This window comes from Lactiplantibacillus brownii (assembly GCF_031085375.1).
Classification (GTDB): Bacteria; Bacillota; Bacilli; order Lactobacillales; family Lactobacillaceae; genus Lactiplantibacillus; species Lactiplantibacillus brownii.
The window spans coordinates 2,506,818-2,528,823 of the sequence record NZ_JAVCWF010000001.1; the positions used below are offsets into that span (position 1 = coordinate 2,506,818).

14 protein-coding genes are annotated in these 22,006 nt (G+C 45.1%); 2 read left to right on the plus strand and 12 right to left on the minus strand.

Features of this window, described 5'->3' with window-relative positions; all coding sequences use genetic code 11:
- Positions 1 to 111: 111 nt before the first annotated feature.
- Positions 112 to 810, plus strand: a complete 699-nt coding sequence (locus tag RA086_RS11790) for an SGNH/GDSL hydrolase family protein (RefSeq protein ID WP_308703981.1) — start codon at positions 112 to 114, stop codon at positions 808 to 810.
- Positions 811 to 870: 60 nt separating this feature from the next.
- Here the strand turns inward: RA086_RS11790 and RA086_RS11795 are convergent, their stop codons facing one another.
- The 7 genes from RA086_RS11795 to RA086_RS11825 all read right to left on the minus strand — a co-directional run bounded on the left by RA086_RS11795 (position 871) and on the right by RA086_RS11825 (position 14,402).
- Entirely contained in the window at positions 871 to 1,176 is a 306-nt protein-coding gene (locus RA086_RS11795) for a winged helix-turn-helix transcriptional regulator (RefSeq protein ID WP_308703982.1), read from the minus strand.
- A gap of 107 nt (positions 1,177 to 1,283) precedes the next feature.
- Positions 1,284 to 9,350, minus strand: a complete 8,067-nt coding sequence (locus RA086_RS11800) for a KxYKxGKxW signal peptide domain-containing protein (protein ID WP_308703983.1) — start codon at positions 9,348 to 9,350, stop codon at positions 1,284 to 1,286.
- A gap of 240 nt (positions 9,351 to 9,590) precedes the next feature.
- Complete coding sequence (locus tag RA086_RS11805; protein WP_308703984.1) at positions 9,591 to 11,357, minus strand: ABC transporter ATP-binding protein; 1,767 nt, start codon at positions 11,355 to 11,357, stop codon at positions 9,591 to 9,593.
- A gap of 27 nt (positions 11,358 to 11,384) precedes the next feature.
- Positions 11,385 to 11,915, minus strand: coding sequence for a MarR family winged helix-turn-helix transcriptional regulator (locus RA086_RS11810; protein WP_308703985.1), 531 nt, complete (start codon positions 11,913 to 11,915; stop codon positions 11,385 to 11,387).
- Between the two features lie 189 nt (positions 11,916 to 12,104).
- Positions 12,105 to 12,761, minus strand: a complete 657-nt coding sequence (locus RA086_RS11815) for a nitroreductase family protein (protein WP_308703986.1) — start codon at positions 12,759 to 12,761, stop codon at positions 12,105 to 12,107.
- A gap of 273 nt (positions 12,762 to 13,034) precedes the next feature.
- Positions 13,035 to 13,391, minus strand: coding sequence for a VOC family protein (locus tag RA086_RS11820; RefSeq protein WP_308703987.1), 357 nt, complete (start codon positions 13,389 to 13,391; stop codon positions 13,035 to 13,037).
- 66 nt (positions 13,392 to 13,457) lie between these two features.
- A complete protein-coding gene (locus RA086_RS11825; protein WP_308703988.1) occupies positions 13,458 to 14,402 on the minus strand; it encodes a nitronate monooxygenase in 945 nt (314 codons plus the stop codon).
- A 153-nt stretch (positions 14,403 to 14,555) separates the two neighbouring features.
- Between RA086_RS11825 and RA086_RS11830 the strand changes: the two genes are divergently transcribed.
- Positions 14,556 to 14,828, plus strand: coding sequence for a hypothetical protein (locus RA086_RS11830; protein ID WP_308703989.1), 273 nt, complete (start codon positions 14,556 to 14,558; stop codon positions 14,826 to 14,828).
- A 46-nt stretch (positions 14,829 to 14,874) separates the two neighbouring features.
- Here RA086_RS11830 and RA086_RS11835 read toward each other — a convergent pair whose 3' ends face one another.
- The 5 genes from RA086_RS11835 to RA086_RS11855 form a co-directional block, all read right to left on the minus strand.
- Positions 14,875 to 16,371: a cell surface protein gene (locus tag RA086_RS11835; RefSeq protein WP_308703990.1), complete on the minus strand. Its 1,497-nt coding sequence runs from the start codon at positions 16,369 to 16,371 to the stop codon at positions 14,875 to 14,877.
- Entirely contained in the window at positions 16,358 to 16,771 is a 414-nt protein-coding gene (locus RA086_RS11840) for an LPXTG cell wall anchor domain-containing protein (RefSeq protein WP_308703991.1), read from the minus strand. The genes RA086_RS11835 and RA086_RS11840 overlap by 14 nt, the downstream gene beginning before the upstream one ends.
- 27 nt (positions 16,772 to 16,798) lie before the next feature.
- Positions 16,799 to 17,851, minus strand: coding sequence for a DUF916 and DUF3324 domain-containing protein (locus tag RA086_RS11845; protein WP_308703992.1), 1,053 nt, complete (start codon positions 17,849 to 17,851; stop codon positions 16,799 to 16,801).
- Positions 17,852 to 17,943: 92 nt separating this feature from the next.
- The gene (locus RA086_RS11850; protein WP_308703993.1) at positions 17,944 to 18,705 is read right to left on the minus strand and encodes a WxL domain-containing protein; all 762 of its coding nucleotides are present in this window, start codon (positions 18,703 to 18,705) and stop codon (positions 17,944 to 17,946) included.
- Positions 18,706 to 19,563: 858 nt separating this feature from the next.
- Entirely contained in the window at positions 19,564 to 21,894 is a 2,331-nt protein-coding gene (locus RA086_RS11855) for an ABC transporter ATP-binding protein/permease (protein ID WP_308703994.1), read from the minus strand.
- Positions 21,895 to 22,006: the final 112 nt, after the last annotated feature.

Genomic DNA, 22,006 nt, shown 5'->3' on the forward strand with positions numbered 1-22,006 from the left:
ATCTTAGTACTCAACCGATATTCTTCACTAACTGGTTAACCAAGTTTACAACTGGCAATTGACAGGTTACGGCCACTAAGCTAATCTAAGAACGTCCACAGGAGGAAATTTATGAAGCATCAAAAATTAATTTATTGGTTGATTGCCATTTTTGCAGTCATTTTTATCGGCGGCGCCCTGATTATTCCAACTCCCGCAGTCAAACAGCGTGTAGTGACGATCAGTCATTTTATTACGGGCCATCAACAAACCAAAGGGGCTACCCGGGAAGTTGCCAATTCTAAGCTCGGACAAAAATACCAACTTTCAACAGCCGAATTAACCCAGCTTAAACAACTAAAAGTTACCGGTATCGGGGACTCCATTATGGTTCGAACCACTGATGATTTGAAACAAGTCATCGGGACATTCAATGTTAACGCTAAAATTGGCCGCCAAGTCGCTGCCGCACCAGCAATTATTACGCAACTACAGGCGAACCATGAGATTGCCAAAAATGTCTTGGTCAATCTTGGGACAAACGGTCCAACGAGTGCGAGTGCTATTGATGGTATTATCAATCAAATTGGCACCGATCATGAAATCTTCTGGGTCAATACTCGTGTGCCAAACAAAAAATGGCAAGATTCGAATAACCAGCTGATTGCTGCGGCCGCTAAGAAATACACCAATGTCCATCTTGTTGACTGGCTATATGTCAGTCAAGACAATGACAACTGGTTTGCGGATGATAATTTGCATCCGAATACCTTAGGCGACCGCGAATATGTCGCTACCGTGGGACCAGTACTTGCTAAGTATGGCAAATAAATCTAAAAGCACGACTTGATTTCAGGCAAACGCCCTAAATCAAGTCGTGCTTTTAATTTATTAACCCATTTCAGTAATCACTCGGTTCCCCCAAGATTCAAGATGTGCTAAATCATGTTGCAACGTCATGCCTTCGTCAGTTAACCCATAGGTATAATTTGACGTGGAGATGACTAGATCCAGTTGTTCTAATTTAGCCAACACCGTCAATAACTTTAGGGTTGAAATACCACGAACTCGGTTGCGTAACACCATGAAATCCACTGGTACTGCAGTCAAATTACTCAACGTTAACGCATTCCATTTGTTGGTCAGTAATTCCAGACCAACTTTGGTCCCAATATTTAAATCTCGCATCACCATCATCTTGCCGCCTCACAATTAATTGTTGTTACAATTTTATAATTGTTTCACGGAAAATGCGACTGATAAGTCTGCTCGCTAAATACTCAATTCAGTCTTTTTAGTCAGAATCAGTCTTCCTTCGTTTCCTGCTGACGTCGTCGGAAAGTAAACCAAGTCCCACCACCAATAACCATCACTGCTAGAATCAACCAGATCATATTAGACGATTGCCGATGTGCGGATGTCACGACAGGTGCGGTTTGTTTGTACTTAGGACTAGCAGTATTCGCAACTTTCTTCGTTGATCTGATTTGACTGGCCTTCTGTTTAGTCATGACTGTCTTAACGACTGGCTCAACAACTAACCGATTTCCTCCTGACAACTTCATCATCTCTACCCGCTGTTTAGGCCTTAACGAAAAGTTGTACTGTCGCGATTGGCTTTCACTTTTCTGACCGCCATTTTTAAAATTGACTATCGTAAACGGCTTAACCACTTGTATCTTAGCTGACATTGGCCGATCATGTTCATCTAGTTGAACACCCTTTAAAGCCTGATTCTTTTGACTATTAGTATCCTTTGTTTCAGGTTTGACGGTTGCCAAATTTTTAGGCTCATTAGCCACTTCGGTTGTTACAGTCAGTTGTTGATCCCCATTAACGCCGATATCGGGATTCAACGTTATCGGCAGACCATCATGACTACCGTTCACATTAAAATCAGGATGTCCTGGTGCAACACTATTTTCCGAATGGTTGTAAGTAGGCTTAGTTCCTATTGACTGCTCGGTACCAGCAGCCGAACCGTTTTGATCATGACTATCATCAGGTTTCGGTACTGGTGCTGGATCTGGCATCGGACTCGGCTTAGGAGTCGGGACTGGACTCGGTGCCGGTTCTGGTTTTGGTGCCGGTTCTGGTTTTGGTGCCGGTTCTGGTTTTGGTGCCGGTTCTGGTTTTGGTGCCGGTTCTGGTTTTGGTGCCGGTTCTGGTTTTGGTGCCGGTTCTGGTTTTGGTGCCGGTTCTGGTTTTGGTGCCGGTTCTGGTTTTGGTCCTGGTTCTGGTTCTGGTTCTGGTACCGGATTCGGTTTAGGTGCCGGGACTACTGGATTTGGCACCGGCACTGGAGTTGGTGCTGGTACCGGTTCTGGACTTGGTGCTGGTGCTGGATCCGGTTTTGGCGCTGGTATCGGATTCGGTTCTGGTGCTGGTACTACTGGATTTGGTGCTGGTTCTGGCACTGGTGTCGGTTCCGGTTTTGGTGCCGGGACTGGACTTGGTGCTGGTTCCGGCACTGGACTTGGTTCTGGCATCGGACTCGGCGCTGGTTCCGGCATTGGTGCTGGATCCGGTTTTGGTACCGGGACTGGACTTGGTACTGGATCCGGTTTTGGAACTGGGACTGGACTCGGTTCTGGTGCCGGTACTGGACTCGGCTCTGGCATCGGACTCGGTGCTGGTACTGGCTCTGGATCCGGTTTTGGAACTGGGACTGGACTCGGTGCTGGCTCTGGTATCGGATTCGGTTCTGGTTCTGGTTCTGGTTCTGGTTCTGGTTCTGGTTCTGGTTCTGGTTCTGGTTCTGGTACTACTGGATTTGGTGCTGGTGTCGGATCCGGTGTCGGCACTACTGGATCAGGTTTTGGCGCTGGTATTGGATTCGGTTCTGGTTCTGGACTCGGTTGCGGTGCTGGATCAGGTTTTGGTGCCGGGACTGGACTTGGTGCTGGATTCGGTTTTGGTGCTGGCATTGGATTCGGTTCTGGTGCTACCGGATCCGGCTTGGGTGCTGGATTTGGTTCTGGTGTCGGATCCGGTTGCGGTGCCGGTACTATTGGATCCGGCTTGGGTGCTGGATTCGGTTCTGGTTCTGGATCCGGCTTAGGAGCTGGTACTGGACTCGGTTCCGGTGTCGGATCCGGTTGCGGTGCCGGTTCTGGTGCTGGTTCTGGTGCTGGTACTATTGGATCCGGCTTGGGTGCTGGATTCGGTTCTGGTTCTGGTTCTGGTTCTGGTTCTGGTTCTGGTTCTGGTTCTGGTTCTGGTTCTGGTTCTGGATCCGGCTTAGGAGCTGGTACTGGATCCGGTTCTGGTGTCAGATTCGGTTGCGGTGCCGGTACTGGATTTGGTACTGGTGTTGGATCCGGTTGCGGTACCGGTTCCGGACTCGGTGCTGGATCTGGTACCGGCACTACTGGATCCGGTTTTGGCGCTGGTATTGGATTCGGTTCTGGTTCTGGACTCGGTTGTGGTGCCGGTACTGGGCTTGGTGCTGGTTCTACTGGATTCGGTTCTGGTTCTGGTGCTACCGGATCCGGCTTGGGTGCTGGATTTGGCACTGGCTCTGGTATCGGATTCGGTTTAGGAACCGGTACTGGATTTGGTTCTGGTTCTGGTATCGGATTCGGTTTAGGAACCGGTACTGGATTTGGTTCTGGTGTCGGTTCCGGCTTAGGTGCCGTTACTACTGGATTAGGTTTTGGCGCTGGTATTGGTGCCGGATTCGGTTTAGGTACTGGTACTGGCTCTGGTACTGGCTCTGGTATCGGATTCGGTGCTGGTACTACTGGGTTTGGTTCTGGTGCCGGTATTATTGGATTCGGCTTGGGTGCTGGATTCGGTACTGGTTCTGGATCCGGCTTAGGAGCTGGGACTGGACTCGGTTCTGGTGCCGGTTGCGGTGCCGGTACTGGACTCGGCTCTGGCATCGGACTCGGTGCTGGACTCGGCTCTGGCATCGGACTCGGTGCTGGATTCGGTTTTGGTACTGGCACTGGAGTTGGTTCTGGCGTCGGACTCGGTGCTGGATCCGGTTTTGGCACTGGTATTGGATTCGGTTCTGGTTCTGGTTCTGGTTCTGGTTCTGGTTCTGGTTCTGGTGTCGGTTCCGGGACTGGCACTATTGGAGTTGGTGTCGGTACTGGATTCGGTTCTGGTGCCGGTTGCGGTACCGGGACTGGACTTGGTTCTGGACTTGGTTCTGGACTTGGTTCTGGACTTGGTTCTGGACTTGGTTCTGGACTTGGTTCTGGACTTGGTTCTGGACTTGGTTTTGGTTCCGGAACTGGACTCGGTACTGGTGCTGGATCCGGTTTAGGTGCAGGGCTTGGACTTGGCGCTGGTTCCGGTGCTGGTTCCGGTGCTGGTTCTGGTTCTGGTTCCGGTGCTGGTGCTGGATCCGGTTCTGGTGTCGGTACTGGATTTGGCACTGGTGCAGGACTCGGTGCTGGTTCCGGTGCTGGATTTGGCACTGGTGCTGGTACCGGATTAGGTTCTGGACTCGGTTTTGGCACTGGTTCTGGTGCCGGTTTAGGGACCGGTACTGGACTTGGTGCTGGTACTACTGGATCCGGCTTGGGTGCTGGATTTGGCACTGGCTCTGGATCAGGCGCTGGTTCTGGATCAGGCGCTGGTTCTGGATCAGGCGCCGGTTTTGGATCAGGCGCTGGTTTTGGATCAGGCGCTGGTTCTGGATCAGGCGCTGGTTCTGGATCAGGCGCTGGTTCTGGATCAGGTTTAGGGGCCGGTACTGGACTCGGCTCTGGTTCTGGTACTACTGGATTCGGTTTTGGTGCTGGTATTGGATTCGGTTCCGGTTCCGGACTCGGTACTGGAGCCGGCTGTCCCCCTTGTCCATCCGAATTTTCCTCATTATTACTATTAGAATGATTGGTATCCGTTTGATGATCTGTTGACTGTCCAGAATCTGAATTACCGATCCCATTTTCATTGGTAGATCCAGTCTGGTCTGTTCCTGAACCATTATTGGCATTGTCAGGTTGATGACTCACATCAATCGCTAAAGTTGCACTATTTTGGGCATCACGAGCAATAGCCGCTGCCGTTTTCTGTTCATGTAATGCCTCAGCTGCTGCCGAAGTTGCGGCTTTCGCGAAGCGATTAGCCAAAGCATTATCGCCTTGTGCTTCGGCCGAGGTCGCGGATTCAGCGTAATCTGCCGCTGCGCTTTGCGCTACTTGAGCCTGACTAGTCGCTAAACTCGCAGCCATCGCTTTTTGACTAGCACTTGCGGCCTGTGATTGATTTTGCTGGGCAAGATCGACGTATACCGTGGTGATTTTCCCATAATTAGTTGTATTATTGAAGGCAACCAATGCTTTTTTAGCGGCTTCAGCTGCTTTTTGCGTTGCAGTCGCAACCACAATCAGCTGGGCTTGCCCTAACTTGATCTGTTGTCGATCCACATTACTACTACCACTAGTTACCATTAAATAGTAATAACCACTGTCATTCAAATCAACATCCGTCTTGTGAAGTGTTGCCTCAGTCTCACCAGTCAGCGCGACATATTTACCACCACGAGTTGGCGAATAGTACCATTGATAAGTAGGAAGCTCCTTGTCATGAACTTTATCACCATTGTCCGGCAGCCAATTTAGCTCACTGCCACTCATGACTGTTTGATTTTCCAAACCATTGCCAATCGTAATAGTTTTAGTGGCTTCAATAAATTGGCCATCAGCATTTTGAATTCGAGCAGTTAATTTAACTTCCCCAACTCGCTTAACAACCAACAGCCCAGCTTCATTAATTGTCGCAATATCAGGATTATCGCTCTGCCAGCTGATTCGCCCAGTCGCATTGCCGGGATTTGTCACAGCCGTATATTGTGCCGTAATCGCATTAATCGCCTGACTATCACCGTTTTTAACTTTAGACAGCGTAATGTAATCAACACCTTGAATCTCAATCTCAGTCGCAGAAATGTTGCTAGCGTAAACATCCACCTCAGCAATATTACTGGCAATCTTTACCATAGTGTATTTTGAAATCCATTGAAATAGTAGTGATCCAACAAAATTCTGATTCACTTTAAAATGTATCAGTCCAAAGTCGGAGCCAGTAAACTTATGTTTGCCATCATTATTCTGGGTCTGCACTGAGGTGAGAATTTCCGGACACTTAGTCACATCTTGCCATTTACCGTTCACACGTACTCGCCAAAAACTACTAGTACTAAGATTAGGAGTACCAAAACCAATTTGAGACGCTGCGGCCAAATCAACCTCACCACCCGCTACCACGGCAGTCATCGGAGCTGGCTGAGCCGTCATACCACTATTGATCACAACCCCAAATATGGCATGAGTATCTCCTGACGGCTTAACTGGAAAATCCAACACATCATTGGTATATTTCACCGCATTTTGGGCCGTCATTTGAGTCGTTTCTGCCGACTGACTGGCTTCAGCCAACGTTTCTTGTGCTTGAAGAACTAACTTAGCAACTTCTTTGAGGCTGTCAACAGCCAAAGTAAGCTGATCCGTATTCATGGCTTTTTCGGCCGTAGCTGTTTTTTCAACGATGCTTCTAGTTAACTGATCCGTAGCCTGAATGAGCTGTTCAGTATTATTAGCATTGTTTTCAGTTTGATCAATCCATGACGTTCCCAACGTAGTATTTTGTTTGACTTGACTATCCGATGTCCAGACAGCCTTCAACGCAGCATTTATCGTGTCTTCCGCGCTTAGATTTTTCTCTCGAATAGCGTTAACTAAATTAGCATAATAATCAGACTGTGCTTGTGCTATCGTGCTAAGTACCATTCGTGTTTTTTCAATTGCCATAGTATTGGCCTGATCAACTTGATGGTTAGCTCCAGCAACAATCTCAGCAGCGGTTGCAGCTGTTTCATAATCTGCAGTTTGAGCGGCTTGAGTTGCCGTACTGGCAGCGGATTGTGCTAAATTAGCTGCTGATTCAGCCTGACTTGCTGCCTGCAACACTACCGCATAATCGCTACGGGCAGCTTCATTGACGTTAGGCGCGGATTCATAGACTTGTCTCGCTTTTGTAGCAGCTTCATTAGCTTTTTCGGCCTGTTCAACAGCTAAACTGGCTTGTTGATTGGCTGCTGCAGCAGCACTAGTCGCTAAATGTTGGGCAACCGCAACATTGGGTTTCGACTGGAGTGCCACTGTCAAAAGTTGTTGCATCATTTGATTGGCCGTCGTAATACTCTTAGACGACTGTGCTACGGCCGTCTGCGCCGCTTTAGTTTTGATTATCAACGTCGCAAGGGCTTGCTTGGCTCCTTGATAATCATTGCTAGCCTCACAAGATGTTACAGTCGTGAAGGCTTTTCCAGCATCGTCAAGTGCTTGAGAAGCCGCCTGTGCTTCGGTGTTAAAGGCCTGTTGAGTAGCCTTTAACTTTTCAAGATTAAGCTGATAAGTCTGATCGGAGTTGGTCGTCACATCAAGCCACTCATCAGTTTGCGAATTAAGCGTCTTAGCGATTTTTTTATTGTCATCAATAATCTTTTTTATAGCTTGAATTTTCTTAAATTCACGTTCAGCCTGCGTTAAATAACTACCGCCAGCTTCGGTTGCTTTGACCATCATGACATTTGACGCAGTCACTACCGCGTGATTATCAAGATAATTATGTTTTGTGGCATGCAATACGACTTGAAAATAATAATTGCCGGCTGCTTCTAGACCATAGTTTAAAGTACCAGTTGCTTCGGAGGTTAGTTGTTGCCAATGGTTGCCATCCATCGAAAAATACCAATCATAAGTTGCCGGTTTAAACACGTGCCAGACACCATTGATATTATATTTTGCACCGCCGCTACTCCCTAAATGACTAATCATGGTCGTTAATTTTGCCTGACTACCGACCGCAATTTCAGCCTGTGCGACATTAAGCTGTATGTTCGCGCCTTTAAGATCAGTTTGAATGTTCGTATAATTAGTTGAAAATTGCTTTGCTAAATTACATGATTGTGTCGCATCGCGCTGTAACTGTTGCATTTGAGCGACTTTAGCCTTAATCGCTTGGGTATCGGTTGCCAAGTGTCCTAGGGATTGATCCGAAGGCAGCGTTGTGAACATCTTTTGGACTGTTTCTAACATCGTTTGTGTCTCATCTGACTGCTTAGTAGCCAAGTCCGCATAAACGCCTGCTTGTTCACCATGATATTGGGCCGCTTGACTTGCCGATAAACTAGCACTACTAGTTGCCGTTTTTGCAGCAATGACCGCCGCTTGGGCTGTATTGATAAAATCCGTTTTGGCCAACTGTTTAATCGCTAACTCATCAGTTTTAACTTGTTCATTAGTCCTTTGAATCGTTTGGGCTTTTTCCGCAATACTTTTAGCATCTCCTAACAACAACTCATAGGCCGCTTTACCGGTCACATAATCCTTAGTCTTGCCCGCCTCATTGATTACTTTAACCTGAACCATCACTGCTGCAACTTGCTCAGTTGTATCCCGCGATAAGCAGTCAGTTTGCCGATTAAGTTGATCAATCGTTTGAAACTTTTGTTTGGCATCTGAATTGGTTAAATCATATTGATAATCCAAATAAGCGGTGTTGCTAGCTTTCTTAATAACCGTTGCTGTGGCCGTAATAGTTGATGCCACCTGATTAACTTGGGCTGCAATCTGATTTGCTAATTGTGCTAAGCTCACCGCAGCAACTTGTTGGGCAACTAGGGCAGCACTACTAGCGGTTTTTAAATTTCCAGTAGCCGCCGTGACTATCGCTGCATCGTTAGCAAGCGCTTGCTGACACTGGACTTGACTATCGGGATTGGCACCATATAAGTTCGCTAAATAAGCATAATGACTAGCCAAATCAGTGTTCACCATTGCTTGTTGGGCAGCGTTGCTGGCGACCATTGCCGCACTTTGAACGACCGACGAATCCGAAACCACTTGGGCACAACCACTAGCCACTGCCGCATAACTAGCGGCGGCGGCCTGTGCTTGTTTAGCAATCATCACGCTATTTTGAGTCTTACTAGCAACTGATACCGTTTGAGATCTCACTGGTTGTTGGCTAGGTTGTGATTGACTTTGTTGCTTGGTCACGGGGGGAACCTTAGTGACCTTAACTTCAGGTTTAACTGCTCGTGACTGAATATCACTTGTTTCCGGCTTTATACTTTCAGCGCGAGTGGCAGTTTGTTTTGGTTGAGATATCGCAACCTTTCTAGTCACCACTGGAGCCGCTTGTGACGCCACTTTAGGCAAGAACGGTTGCCTTGTCGGTGTCGCAATTGTCGAAACTGGCGCTGAATGTTGGTCCGCCCGTGCTGTCACTGTCATCCCGCCGATTAACCCAAGCATCGTCATTATTGCGAAAACCCATTTTTTGCCAGCTTTAAACATCTTATAATGTAACTTTGTGTCAACATTTAAATGCTGTTTCCGTAAACCATTCACAATCGTAGCCGCCTTCTGTTTTATTTGACTATAAGGGGGCAATTGATGTCCAACGAATTAATTACGTCCCTCAATCATTGCTTACATCTATAATAGCATTAACTTTTGAAAATAGGTACGCTCTTTGCCACTTTTTTTCACCTTCAAAAAAAGTGTGGAGAAAGTCAGTGATGCCAGTTAGAAAACACAAAAAGAGCCTGGCATTTTCGCCAGACTCTGAAATAAATTGACAGGTTTGTCTTATTCTTTGAATTGAATCTTAACATAATCCCGATATAATGGCGTATTTGCCATTAATTCTTCATGGGTGCCGTGCCCGCTGACATGCCCATTTTCAATGAAGTAAATGTTGTCTGCGTCTACGATTGTGCTCAAACGATGCGCAATAACCAGCGTCGTGCGGCCTTTCATCAGTTCACCTAAAGCTTGTTGCACCATCGCTTCAGACTCTGAGTCCAAACTAGACGTGGCTTCATCTAACATCAGAATCTTAGGATCACGCAAGAATGCTCGCGCAATCGCCAAGCGTTGGCGCTGACCACCGCTGACTTTCACGCCACGCTCGCCAACTTGAGTCTCTAGGCCGTCTGCCATTGCGCTCACGAACCGATCAGCCGAAGCTAATTTCAAAACGTGCCACAATTCAGTATCACTGAACTTTTTCTTCAAACCATACGTTAAGTTGTCGCGAATCGTCCCGGCCATGATGGCTGAGTCTTGGCTCACGTAACCAATTTGTGACCGCCAATCCGTTAAGTTCAACTCAGCCACATTTTGACCACCAATCGTGACCTGCCCACTGGTGGGTTGATAATAACGTTCCAACAAACTAAAAATCGTTGACTTACCACCACCGGATGGCCCCGCAAAAGCAACAACAGTATTGGGTTTAGCTTCGAAGTTCACATCACGTAAAACTGGTTGATCGTCATCCGCATAAGCAAAATCAACTTTTTTCATCGCCAACGTTTGATCAGCGACCGATTGAACTTCTCCTTCAGTTAACACTTCTTCGGGTTCATTTAATAAGTCTCGAATCCGTTCTGTCGAGCCATTAGCCTTGGATAACGTTGTGAAGAATTGCCCTAAAGTCCCGGCAGGTCCGATGATCTGGAACAGATACATCAGAAATGAGACCAAAGTCCCCATCGTCATCGTGCCACTCGCAACTCGTGCAGCGGCATACACCAACACCCCAACAAACAAGGCCATCATGCTCGCCGTCATCACTGGTCCCGCAACTGAATCATAGATGGCTTCCTTCAATCCAATCCGATAAAGCTTTTGGATCTTATCACCACCAGCAGTCGTTTCAAAATCTTCGGCGTTAGATGACTTCACCAAGCGAACTTCACTCAACGTTTCATCCGCCGTGCCATTAAAATCAGCAAGAGCATCTTGACGTTGACGCCCAATTTTTCCGGTCGCTTTCATAATTGGGAACATGACCAGTAGCACAATTGGAATCGCCACGATCATGACCAGCGTCATTTTCCAATCCATCAACGCCATAATGACCAACGCGCCAATTAATTGCATCAACGAAGTGACCATTTGTGGGAATGAATTCGCCAATAGTTCCTTCACTTGAGTCGAATCATTGACCAAACGAGAAGTCATCTCACCGGTTTTCACATCATCAAAATAAGCGACCCGTAACCGGACCAACTTATGCCACAAAGTCGCCCGTAAATTGGCGACAACGTTCTCACCAAATACCCCTAATAGGGTGCCTGAAATTGCACTAATCACCGCACTAAGCAGGAACAACCCAATCACGCCACCCAACAACATTTGGTTGAGGCCATGGCTAAATCCATTGATTAGTGTTTGGGCAAACTTGGGCACCATTAATTGCGCGCCGGTGGCCAATAAGCCTAAAAACAGACCCAACCATAACTGCCAATAACGCGGCTTGGTTTGCCGAATTAACTGTAAAAACCCTTTTAAATCAAATTTACTTGCGGTCTGACGACCCGCTTGTGGTGCTGCCACTCTTCTTGTCATTTCTCAAATGCCTTCTTTTTGTTAAAGTTAAAACCAACGCCGGCCCCAACCTGGACGTTGTGGCCAATCATGATCACGCTGATTGGTCATGAAATCGTGTAAATCAAGCTCCGGCGCATGTTGAGCCAGCTTGTCTAATAATTTTTGTAACATGACTTGTTCGTCTGCAGACAAACAACCAAACAACTGATCCGACAAGTCATCGACACCTTGGTCCCGATGATCGGCCATTTTTTGGCCTTTTTCACTCAGGCGAACGATCACTACGCGCTTATCCGTCTTGCTTGGCACGCGTTCAACAAGACCAACTTCTTCCAAACGATTAATCGTGGCACTAACTGAACTTGGCCGAATATCCAAAATCTCAGCAATTTCCGCATTCGTTAAGCCTGCTGGCGACTCTGCTAATAATTGTAATAATCGTAATTGACCCCGACCAGTACCATGATGACCACCCATTCCGGCCATATCGTGCTGATGAGCCACCGCCATCAAAAAGACCCGATTTTGCATAAGTTTACCAAAACTATTAAATAATTCTCGACTTTGATCTGACATAAAATTTCCTCCTCGTATTTTTCAATGTCATTATGTTAGCACCATAGTTAGATTAATACAACAAAAACTAACTAAATTGCTAACTTTATAGACAAAAAACGCACTAACCCCTGTGATATCAGGAATTAGCGCTTCAAAAAAGTCATTAGTATTTCATTGTTGGCTCATTCAAACTGACCAGATGTGACCTTAAATAAAATCAGTCAACGTTTTAGCGGCATAACGTGTGGATTCGATCGGTTTTTCTGCGGATTTCCCAATCGCGATAGCCACAACCGGCACAAACCGCTTAGGATCTAAGCCAAAGGTTGTCGCAACTTTGTCTGCCGCATAACCTGCAATGGGATTCGTGTCATAACCGTGACCACGAGCAACCAACATTAATTGCATCGCTGCCATACTACTGTCAATCGTCGCATCGCCGATCAAAAATTCTTGGCTAGCACTTTCATATAATGGCAGGAAAGTCTTAAAAATCTCATCCCGCTTTTCTGGCGTAATGCGACCATCTTCACAAGCCTGATTCCAAACATCCCGATAGGATTCGTATGACTTAGTATCGCCTAAGACAAAAATTATCGCCGAACACGATGCTGTTTGTGGATAATTGAATGGCATCATGACTGACTTAGCCTTGGCCTTGCCTTCATCACTATCAGCAACCACAAAATGCCAAGATTGCAAATTACATGCTGAAGGTGCGCTAGTTGCTTCTTCAATCATTGCTTGTAATTCTTCGTGCGAAATCTTAACTTCTGGATCGAATTTACGAACAGACTGACGTTTGAACATCACGTCCGTAAAATCATTATTGACCATCTTTTTTGCTAAAGTTGTTTGAGTCATGTGAATTCTCCCTTTCTGAAACCGTTTACTTGAATCTAGTATACTCGATTTTGTGTTCAATTTCACATTACAAATTTAAGTCTTACACAAAAAAGAGAGTGGGACAAAAGGCGTTTTGCTACCGAGCATAGCCTAGAAAGTCGAATAATTGGCATTTTCAATCGTTTGACTTTCGTAGCTCGGTTGCATCAAAGCCTTTTGTTCCACGTTTCGGCTATAAATATTAGGAATACTAAAATGAGTCTGGGGTTTTGTCCCAGACTTGATTCAGCATTATTTGGCTTGTGCCACTGCAAAATAGTTTCCTTCTGGGTCAGCAAAATTGAAAGTTAACATGCCATCATGATCAACAATGTCACCAACTGTCGGCAACTTAGCGTGTAGCGCTTTAAACTGCTCACTAAAAAACAGTAATGATGGAGTATTTCCCAAGACTTCAGGCGAATACTTCGCTATGAAGGCCTTCGGAAAAAAAGCTAGTTCCACTGTCGGCGAGATTGTCAGCACAATTGATTTAAAATTATCGGGTAGACTCGAAATCGTTTCAATTCTGGCCTCAAAATAATCCTGCCAAAATTTCACGACTCGATCCACATCTTCAACATAGATCATAATTCGCGTTTTTTGCATGTGACCACCTCATCAATTTCTTCTAGTTATGGTCGATTATACGCAATAAGTCGTCACTTTACCTGCTCAAAGCGCTTCTAAACTCGTTGGCAACTGTTGTAACACCGTTTGGGCGTCGGCCATTAGTCGTTGAACAATCGTCGCGGCCGGTAATGCTTCATTGATTAGCCCCGCAACTTGACCACTAAATATGACGCCGTTCGTCACATCATCAGTGGTCACTGCTAACTTCAGCCCCTGATTCAGTGCTTGATTAAAAACAATCCGATCAGTAGTCTGCGTTTCAAGGGCTTGCAGTTGTTCAGTTTGCTGATTCTTCAACGCCCGGCTAGCATCTCGAATTGACCGGCCAACGACCACGGTCGCCGTATCCGTTGCCTTAATAACCGCTTGCCGCCAGCGGTCACCCACCGGACTTTCTTGGGCAATCGAAAAGATCGTCCCACATTGGACCCCGGCTGCACCTAAGGCCAAGGCGCTCACGACACCTCGGCCATCCGCGATACCGCCGGCCGCAATCAAGGGAATATCAATTGCATCCGCAATTTGTGGCCACAAGACCTGTGACGTCAACTCCCCGATATGGCCGCCACCTTCCATACCTTCTGCAATCACTGCATCCACCCCAAGCGCGGCCATCTTTTTCGCAATAGTGACGTTTGGAACGACGGGTATCACTTTAATCCCAGCGGCTTTCAAAGTGGGTAAATAAGCTTTCGGCGTCCCAGCACCCGTTGTCACGACAGGCACTTGTTCCGCAATGATCACTTGAACTAATTCAGAAGTATTAGTTGCCATTAACATCAAATTGACTGCAAACGGGTGGGACGTCAATTGCTTAGCTTGACGAATCTGGGCACGTAGTTCGGACGCACTCAAGCCCCCGGCTGCGATAACGCCGAGACCGCCACCATTTGAAACAGCCGCAGCTAAGTTGGCCGTTGCGACCGTTTGCATGGCCCCCTGGATCACGGGATACTTGATCCCAAGTAAAGTCGTTATTTTAGTCATTTCCTAGTGCCTGCTTTCATCAGAGATAAGCAGCATTAAGCCACTTTACTTATAATAATAGCGGTTTTTCTGAACGATTTTAACAAAAACGCCCTTAAAAATTTAACGCCACTTTAAAATTCAGCTACAATGAAGGTGGAAGGAGTGGTCTGAATGACCCCAAATGAAATGTTGTCTGATTTGCAAAAGCTTAAGCTATTGCCAAGCCAACCATTACATTGGCAAATTTTCAGTCCAACCAGCCTCTGCGTTGAGCTAGATCAAAAGCGCTACGTTTACCAACTTGATTTAGTTCGCAATGTCGTCACTGTCTATCTTGCCAGCAACGATACCGAAGCGTCAGAGGATTTCCACTTTGCTAAAACCATTCATCTGACTGCGGCACAAAAACAGTTGTTGCATCCTGACACACCGTTAGCCAGCTAGAATCAAAAAGGACGAGCTCATCATTAGAGTTCGTCCTTTTTGATTCTCATTGTGTTGGCGTATCTTGTAAAGTCCAGTTAACTTTACCCGCATAAGTATCGGCGTAAACACTAGGTTGAGCATCCAGCATAATCCCTTTGGTACTCGACCAGTCACCTGTAATTGCAGTATTAGTCGTCCCTGCAACCTTACTCCCAGATGCAATCAGAGTTGAGTTGTCCGTTAAAACGGTTTGGTTGCTGCCATCCTTGTAAACAAGATTGCCCGCCATGGTTCGAGTTGCTGATGTTAATGGCGTAGCGGTTGCGTACACTTGCCAAGTCGCGCCACTAGCCCGGGTATCACTAACATTGACGTCCCAAGCAGTCGCTGGTTGGAATAACGTTTCGCTAGTTGGCACTTCTAAGCTGCCAAAACCAATCTTGTCAGAAATAGTTCCAAACTGTAAAACGCCCACATGATTCGTCACCGTCACCGTGATTGGCTCAGATTTCAAGCCATCACTGTCTTTCGCATAAACCGGTACTGCGAGCGTCTTGCCGTCCGCTAAAGCTTTTAGCTTAGTAGCTAAATCAGTTGTATCTGACGTAAATGTGACCCCATCCGCAGAACTATTATCAGAATATGTGGCCTTAATACCGGCCTTTTTTACGAGCCAACTAATCACATCACTATCGCTATTAAATGAAGCTAGATCATCCGGATAAGTATCAGCGGTAGTGGCCGCGCTAGTGAGTGTCAGAGATTTAGAGGATACTGCACCATCAACACTACCACTGTCACCAAATTCGTTGCTTTCAGTGACCTTAACATTGCTTAGCCCCGATAAGGTTTGACCAAGATCTAAGGTGTAGGTTCCATCTTGACTCACAGTTGTCGTCACACCATTAACATCACTAGAAATGATATCACCAACATTCGTACCAGTCCCTTTAATAACAGTGTCTGACGCATTTAAATCACCAGTAATCGTCGGTTTCAGACTAGCACTTATGGCATTATCACCATAAAACTGCCCAAACCTATACGCAACTTCGCCATCCGCCGAAATATATCGAAATCCAACATATAATGGAAAAACATTTCTTAAATTGGATAGATCTACAGTTAATGTTTGAGACGTCCCTGAAGAACCTAAATCCTTAGAATTAGTTCCGTTAACAACGTAACTAGTTGGCGTCTTGGGCTGCACCGATCTGCCATCAGCCGTCATCACATCATAATACAATTTACTAATATTTCCTTTTTTTGCAGTAATCGTATCTGAAAAGGTAATTTTTATTTGCGTAGTAGCTGTTGTAATACGGTTATTCTTAGTATTATTCGCCGTTACGGCAGTAAGGTTTGGATATAACCCAAGTCCATAACCGGAATTACCGAAAACAATATTCCCAGAAGTTTTTGAGAAAGTTGAGCCAGTTCCAGTGGTTACATCGGTCATAGTGCTAGCAGCATCACTGTTCACTGGCATCACCAGACTCAACAATACCAGTGTAAACAGTGTTAATCCTAACAACTTACCCCATTTCTTACCGTCCCACATGACTAGCCGCCTCCCCACGTTGCGTTTGTTGAATCAATTTTACTAAACCAACCACTAGCAGGAGCATGATCCCCAAGATCAGCCAATAAGTGGTTTTGACTTCATCAGTCTGTGGCAACTGCAGTTGTGAATTAGTGGTCTTCAACCAGCCTGGAATTCGAGCCACCTGCTCAGTTCCAGCCCCCTCAGAATGAGTGGTTGCAATCATTGCTGGGGTCGCGGTTTCACCATTTGGAATCTGTCTGTCAATCACTAAGCTTTGACGATTGATCCGGGTCGTGGCCCCTTGATAAAAGCTCACTTGTCCGGTCGTTTGACCGTTTGCGGCCGCTTGAACGGGTCGCATTAAACCAAAAATACCGATTAACCCTAACCCGATGATTAAAATTATCTTTTTCAATTTGAACGCCTCCCCATTAGCGGTCACTTAGTTATTTTGACGCCGTTTTTTGATAAAGAAGAATAACCAAAGTCCTAATAAGACCAAGATCAACATGCCGAGGGCCCCGAAAACAATAAACCAAATCACATTGATGCCAGAATTATCAACAGACTTTTCATTAACCCTTTTAGCCGCTTGAGCCGTAATCGTAAAGTCCTTTTCAAAGACCCACTTATGGTCACTATTTTTAACGACCATCTTCAAATGATACTTGCCCGCCTGCAACTTGGTTTTCCCAGTCAACATGGGGTAACGATAAACGGAATTTGGCGCTAGTTGAACGTTAGACTTTTTAGCGGTCTTAACCACCTTGCCACTGTTCTTACTCGTAATCGTGGTCGCCATCTTCAAGTTCGGCACAATCACCACAGAAGTATTCCGCAAGTAAGGGAAAATACCACGATGATAGTTACTCATCCCGACTGTCACTTTAGCCAATTTCAACTTAGGTGTTGGGACTTGACCCACGGTATATTTCAGACCAATGACATAGGAATACTGATTTTTGACATTCATCGTTCCTTTAACGTCACTGGTTACTTTTTGGTCGACCCGCTTAAAATACCAACCGCCTAAAATCACACCATTGAAATTGCGGTTAGGCATTTGGACTTTAGCTGAAACGACCTTAGAACTATTCGCCGGAATGGTGATTGTCTTGGCACCTTGAATCGTTGTCAGATCACTCATCTTATAATTTAATGACTGGTCAAACGTCTTCGTCGGTGTCACGTATTCAATCAGACCATTTTCATTTGTATAAGCAGTATGAATCGCCGTACGTACTTTGATATCTTGATTGGTTACATTGTAAACGGTCGTCTGCAAGGTCTCGCTTTGTCCCTTGGTCATTTTCAAATCGAAAAAAGAATTTTTCTTATTTAACTGATTATCAGGAATTTTGGCGGCAACACTAAAACCAATATTGTTGCTTTTATTAGTACTCGTAGCTGCTTGAGCAACTTGGCCCCATTGCAAACTCAACAATAGTGCCACTACCAGTCCTAAGCCATACCATAATTGTTTCACTGTTCGCATCTCATGACTCCCCCTTATGACCTAACTACATATGTATGAAAAAGGTGTGCACCGTTCTCACAATGTCCACCTTTAATAATTAAATTAACGAATTAACTAGCTGGCGTATCACTCAAAGCCCAAGTAATGTTAGTGCTGTAAGTTTCAGCCTTGGCCGTGTTGGCAGGAATGCTTAAGGTAATATTTGCTGGATCAAGTTTATCCACTGTGACCCCAGCACCGGAACCATTCTTGGCTCCTAATAGTTGTTGCGTGCTACCTTTTGAATCAAGATTCAAAGTCGTGATACTGTTTGTTGGTGTGGCGCCATTTGAAGTCCCAGTGACCCCACTATTTGATACCTTCCCACCAGGTAAAGAAATCTGAGCACCTTTGATCGTGTCAGTCCCTAAAGTCTTAGGGGTCGTCGTGCCATCCGTCACATTAGTTAAAGTTCCAGCTGTTGCTGTCAAAGTCCAACCGGCATTCGTCCCACGAACATCAGAAACTTCAAGAACAGCATTGCTCTGCAATAACTTCGTATTGGCACTAGTTGTATCCAAGTTATAAGTTTTGTCGTTTAAGACATCAATTTCATGACTCCCAAAATCAAATGACGTTGGCGCATAAATCAAAGATAAACCGCCCCCAGCATGAGCCCCGTTGTTATCACCAGGATCAATTGGCTTGTTAGGATTATCAGGATCAACAGGTGTCACCGTTTTTGTACTTGGTGTAAATGTTGTCGTAACTTCAGTCGAGCCCGCGCGGTTTTCAGTAGCTGCGGTTGTATCATCCGCATTTGCAACTAATGGTGCAACAACTGTTCCCAATAACGCCCCGGACATTAATAAACTTCCAATAACTTTTTTCATAAATGTGCATCCCCTTTGTGTATTAACCATATTTATAATTTACCACTTTAACTCTTAATATCAATACCTTTTGTTCGTTATAAATCGCCTATATTGTCTAAAGTCAAGCATGTCAACCATTTGGCCGGACAAATTTATTTCAAAAATAAATCACAAATTGGTCTACTTTAGAATTTAGCCGACCATTTCGGGGATTATTTGGTGTGAGCAGGAGGCAATTAAGTCGTTTAAACTGACTGAGTAAGTCTTTTGAATGCTATCATGTCAGTATTGCGTCGTTTTCTCAAATTAATCATTTTTCGTCATGTATTATCATTAACATGCTGTTGATTCAATCAGAAATCAAATCGGTACAAGCCATAATTTGAATATAAGTTATGGTTACCAATAGAAACTAAAATAATAATCACCCTAAAATAAGACTGGTTAACTATTATAGGTAAAAATGAGTCATAGGATTAAAAATCAGTTTAATAATAATATGATTCAAAATATTTCAGATTATTTAACCCTATTAGCTAATAACTTTCGTGTTAATCAACAATTATCAGTTTCTTATTATGTGAATTTGGAAAGCCTTCATGTAACTATTGTTATTACGGAAGGCTTTACCAAATAGACTGTCTGCTTTTCAAGGGCCTAACACAGTACAAAGGGACGAGACTCATGCTTTTAACTTTTCTCGTTTAACGCTAAGCTATCAGCAACCGCTTACTTTACTATTACTGTGTCACATTCCAGTATCAAGCTAGGCAGATACTTAGAAATGTAATAGCTACAATGCTACCCAACACAAAAAACGTGTCTGTAGAATCACTTCTGATTCTGCAGACACGTTTCAGTTAAAAATTCAATTGATTATTCCGAACGTAACGCGGTTGCCGCATCCTTCTTAGCCGCCATCCGTGCTGGAATATGACCACCGAGTACCGTTAATACCGTACTAATAATGATCAAAATAACACCATGCATTGGATTCAAGTGAGCAACATTGTTCAAGCCGGTCACGTTGCTTAAGACCGCATTGATTGGGAATGTCAATAACCAGGCAATAACCACCCCTAAGACACCAGAAGCTACCCCAAGAATGGTGGTTTCAGCATCGAAGACACGTGTAATATCTTTTTTACGTGCCCCTAACGCTTTCAAAATCCCAATTTCCTTGGTTCGTTCTAAGACTGACGTGTAGGTAATAATCGCGATCATGATCATACTTGTCACTAACGAGATACCCGCAAAGGCAATCAAGACGTAAGTAATGGCATCCATCAAGCCACCGGTCAAACTCGAAACCGTTCCGGCTAAGTCCGTATAAATCACTTTATCCGCTTTAGCTTTACCCTTATTATATTTGTCCAAGTAACTCAAAACTTTATCCTTGTTCTTGAAACTATTCGGGTAAATCAAGATGCTAGCTGGTGTGGTAGAACCACCAAGTGTGCTGACCAAAGTCTTGCGTGCATCGCTATCGACTTTCGTTCCAGTCATCACATTAGTATCGCTCGTTTTTTGAGCCTTAACGATACTAGAAGTCTGATTCGTTTTAATAATATTTTGCGTCAATTTATCACTGTAAGCAATCCCAGAAGCTAACACGTTGTCGGAGTCTTTCGTCCGGGCCCGCATCACACCGACGACCTTGATCGTTTGATTGTCGGCCTTGTCGTATAACGCATTAGTGATCTTATTCGGCAAATAATTGCCAGTTGGTAATTTCTGATAGTAATCATTATTGGCGACCACTTTTATTGTGGTACCCACGATTTGGCTAAATTTGAAATTCTCGCCTGCTTTAGCTGAATATCCCAAGTTCTTCAATGCATTGATATTCACCGTATTATCACGGTTTGCAATCAAAACAACTTCATTCGCCTTCGTAGGATATTGCCCAGAAACCACTTTGTAATGCTTTTTCAAGAAACTGGCATCGCCGCTTTGACTCGTTGGGTAAACAGACGTTGCAACGCCGGACATGCTGCTCATCGCCGCTGACATTGACATCGCAGTGGAACTCTTAGTGTTTTGATTCGAAAACGAAACAGATTTTGTTTTGCCATCGACTTGCCGCAATAAGTTCATCCCGGTTGAGTAAGTATAAGTCACGTTCTTACTCAAGCTTGGCGACATATTCTTGATGTACGTGAGGTACTGACTCGTCAAATTGTTCGTGTGCGTTGCTTTATCCGCTTGACTAACTTTCGCGGTCACCGACTGATCAGAATCTTTGGCCGTCTTAATCTTGTCCGATTGCGTCTGCTGTTGTTGCGCCGTTTGTGAGATCGTAATCGGCATTTGAGCCAAGGTGTTCGTCTGGGTTTTATTGACTTGTTTTTGAAAACCAGTCGACAACGACAAGACAACGGCAATCCCGATAATCCCAATACTGGAGGCGAAAGCCGTTAACGCAGTCCGACCTTTTTTCGTTTTAATATTAGTAAAGGAGAGTTTCAAGGCAGTCCAATACGTCATCTTAGTCTTTTGTAAGGCAAACGTTTCATCCGCAGCCTCTTCATCATATGGATTGGAGTCGTGTTGAATCTTCCCATCCGCGAATTCAATGATACGGTTGGCATATTCTTTCGCTAAATCGGGGTTATGCGTCACCATGATGACTAATCGTTCGGCAGACAATTCCTTGATCAGATCCATGATTTGGACACTGGTCTCCGTATCTAGCGCCCCAGTTGGTTCATCACATAACAGAATTTCCGGATCATTTGCAATCGCTCGCGCAATGGCGACCCGTTGCATCTGCCCACCAGATAACTGATTGGGCTTCTTGTTCATATGCGGGCCAAGGCCCACACGTTCCAACGCTTGAATCGCTTTGGCTTTCTTTTCAGTATTGCCAACGCCACTCAGGGTCATCCCCATTTCAACGTTATCCAAAATACTCAAATGACCAATAATATTGTAGCTTTGGAAAATAAACCCGACGGAATTGTTCCGGTAAGCGTCCCAATCACTAGCCTTAAAGTCCTTAGTCGACTTGCCTTTGATGATCAAATCACCAGAGTCATAAACGTCTAAGCCACCGATTCCATTCAGCATCGTTGTCTTCCCTGAACCACTTGGTCCTAGAATCGCAACGAATTCTCGTTTACGAAATGCCACCGAAACGTCATCCAATGCTTTGGTCACCGAATCGCCGACATGGTAATATTTTTTAATGTGTTTGAGTTCCAGCATTTAAATTAATCCCTTCCCTAAAGATCCCATTTTTCTGTTAAACTAGCATTAGTGCAACACTGTGTCTCAAAGAATAACCGAATTTAGCATGACTGACAATCACCAATCTAAC

Bases quoted from the DNA above. Each gene is read 5' to 3' on its own strand.
- RA086_RS11805 (WP_308703984.1), bottom strand. From the start codon at position 11,357: ATGACAAGAAGAGTGGCAGCACCACAAGCGGGTCGTCAGACCGCAAGT.
- RA086_RS11835 (WP_308703990.1), bottom strand. From the start codon at position 16,371: ATGTGGGACGGTAAGAAATGGGGTAAGTTGTTAGGATTAACACTGTTT.
- RA086_RS11820 (WP_308703987.1), bottom strand. From the start codon at position 13,391: ATGCAAAAAACGCGAATTATGATCTATGTTGAAGATGTGGATCGAGTC.
- RA086_RS11855 (WP_308703994.1), bottom strand. From the start codon at position 21,894: ATGCTGGAACTCAAACACATTAAAAAATATTACCATGTCGGCGATTCG.
- RA086_RS11815 (WP_308703986.1), bottom strand. From the start codon at position 12,761: ATGACTCAAACAACTTTAGCAAAAAAGATGGTCAATAATGATTTTACG.
- RA086_RS11850 (WP_308703993.1), bottom strand. From the start codon at position 18,705: ATGAAAAAAGTTATTGGAAGTTTATTAATGTCCGGGGCGTTATTGGGA.
- RA086_RS11825 (WP_308703988.1), bottom strand. From the start codon at position 14,402: ATGACTAAAATAACGACTTTACTTGGGATCAAGTATCCCGTGATCCAG.
- RA086_RS11810 (WP_308703985.1), bottom strand. From the start codon at position 11,915: ATGTCAGATCAAAGTCGAGAATTATTTAATAGTTTTGGTAAACTTATG.
- RA086_RS11795 (WP_308703982.1), bottom strand. From the start codon at position 1,176: ATGATGGTGATGCGAGATTTAAATATTGGGACCAAAGTTGGTCTGGAA.
- RA086_RS11830 (WP_308703989.1), top strand. From the start codon at position 14,556: ATGACCCCAAATGAAATGTTGTCTGATTTGCAAAAGCTTAAGCTATTG.
- RA086_RS11790 (WP_308703981.1), top strand. From the start codon at position 112: ATGAAGCATCAAAAATTAATTTATTGGTTGATTGCCATTTTTGCAGTC.
- RA086_RS11845 (WP_308703992.1), bottom strand. From the start codon at position 17,851: ATGCGAACAGTGAAACAATTATGGTATGGCTTAGGACTGGTAGTGGCA.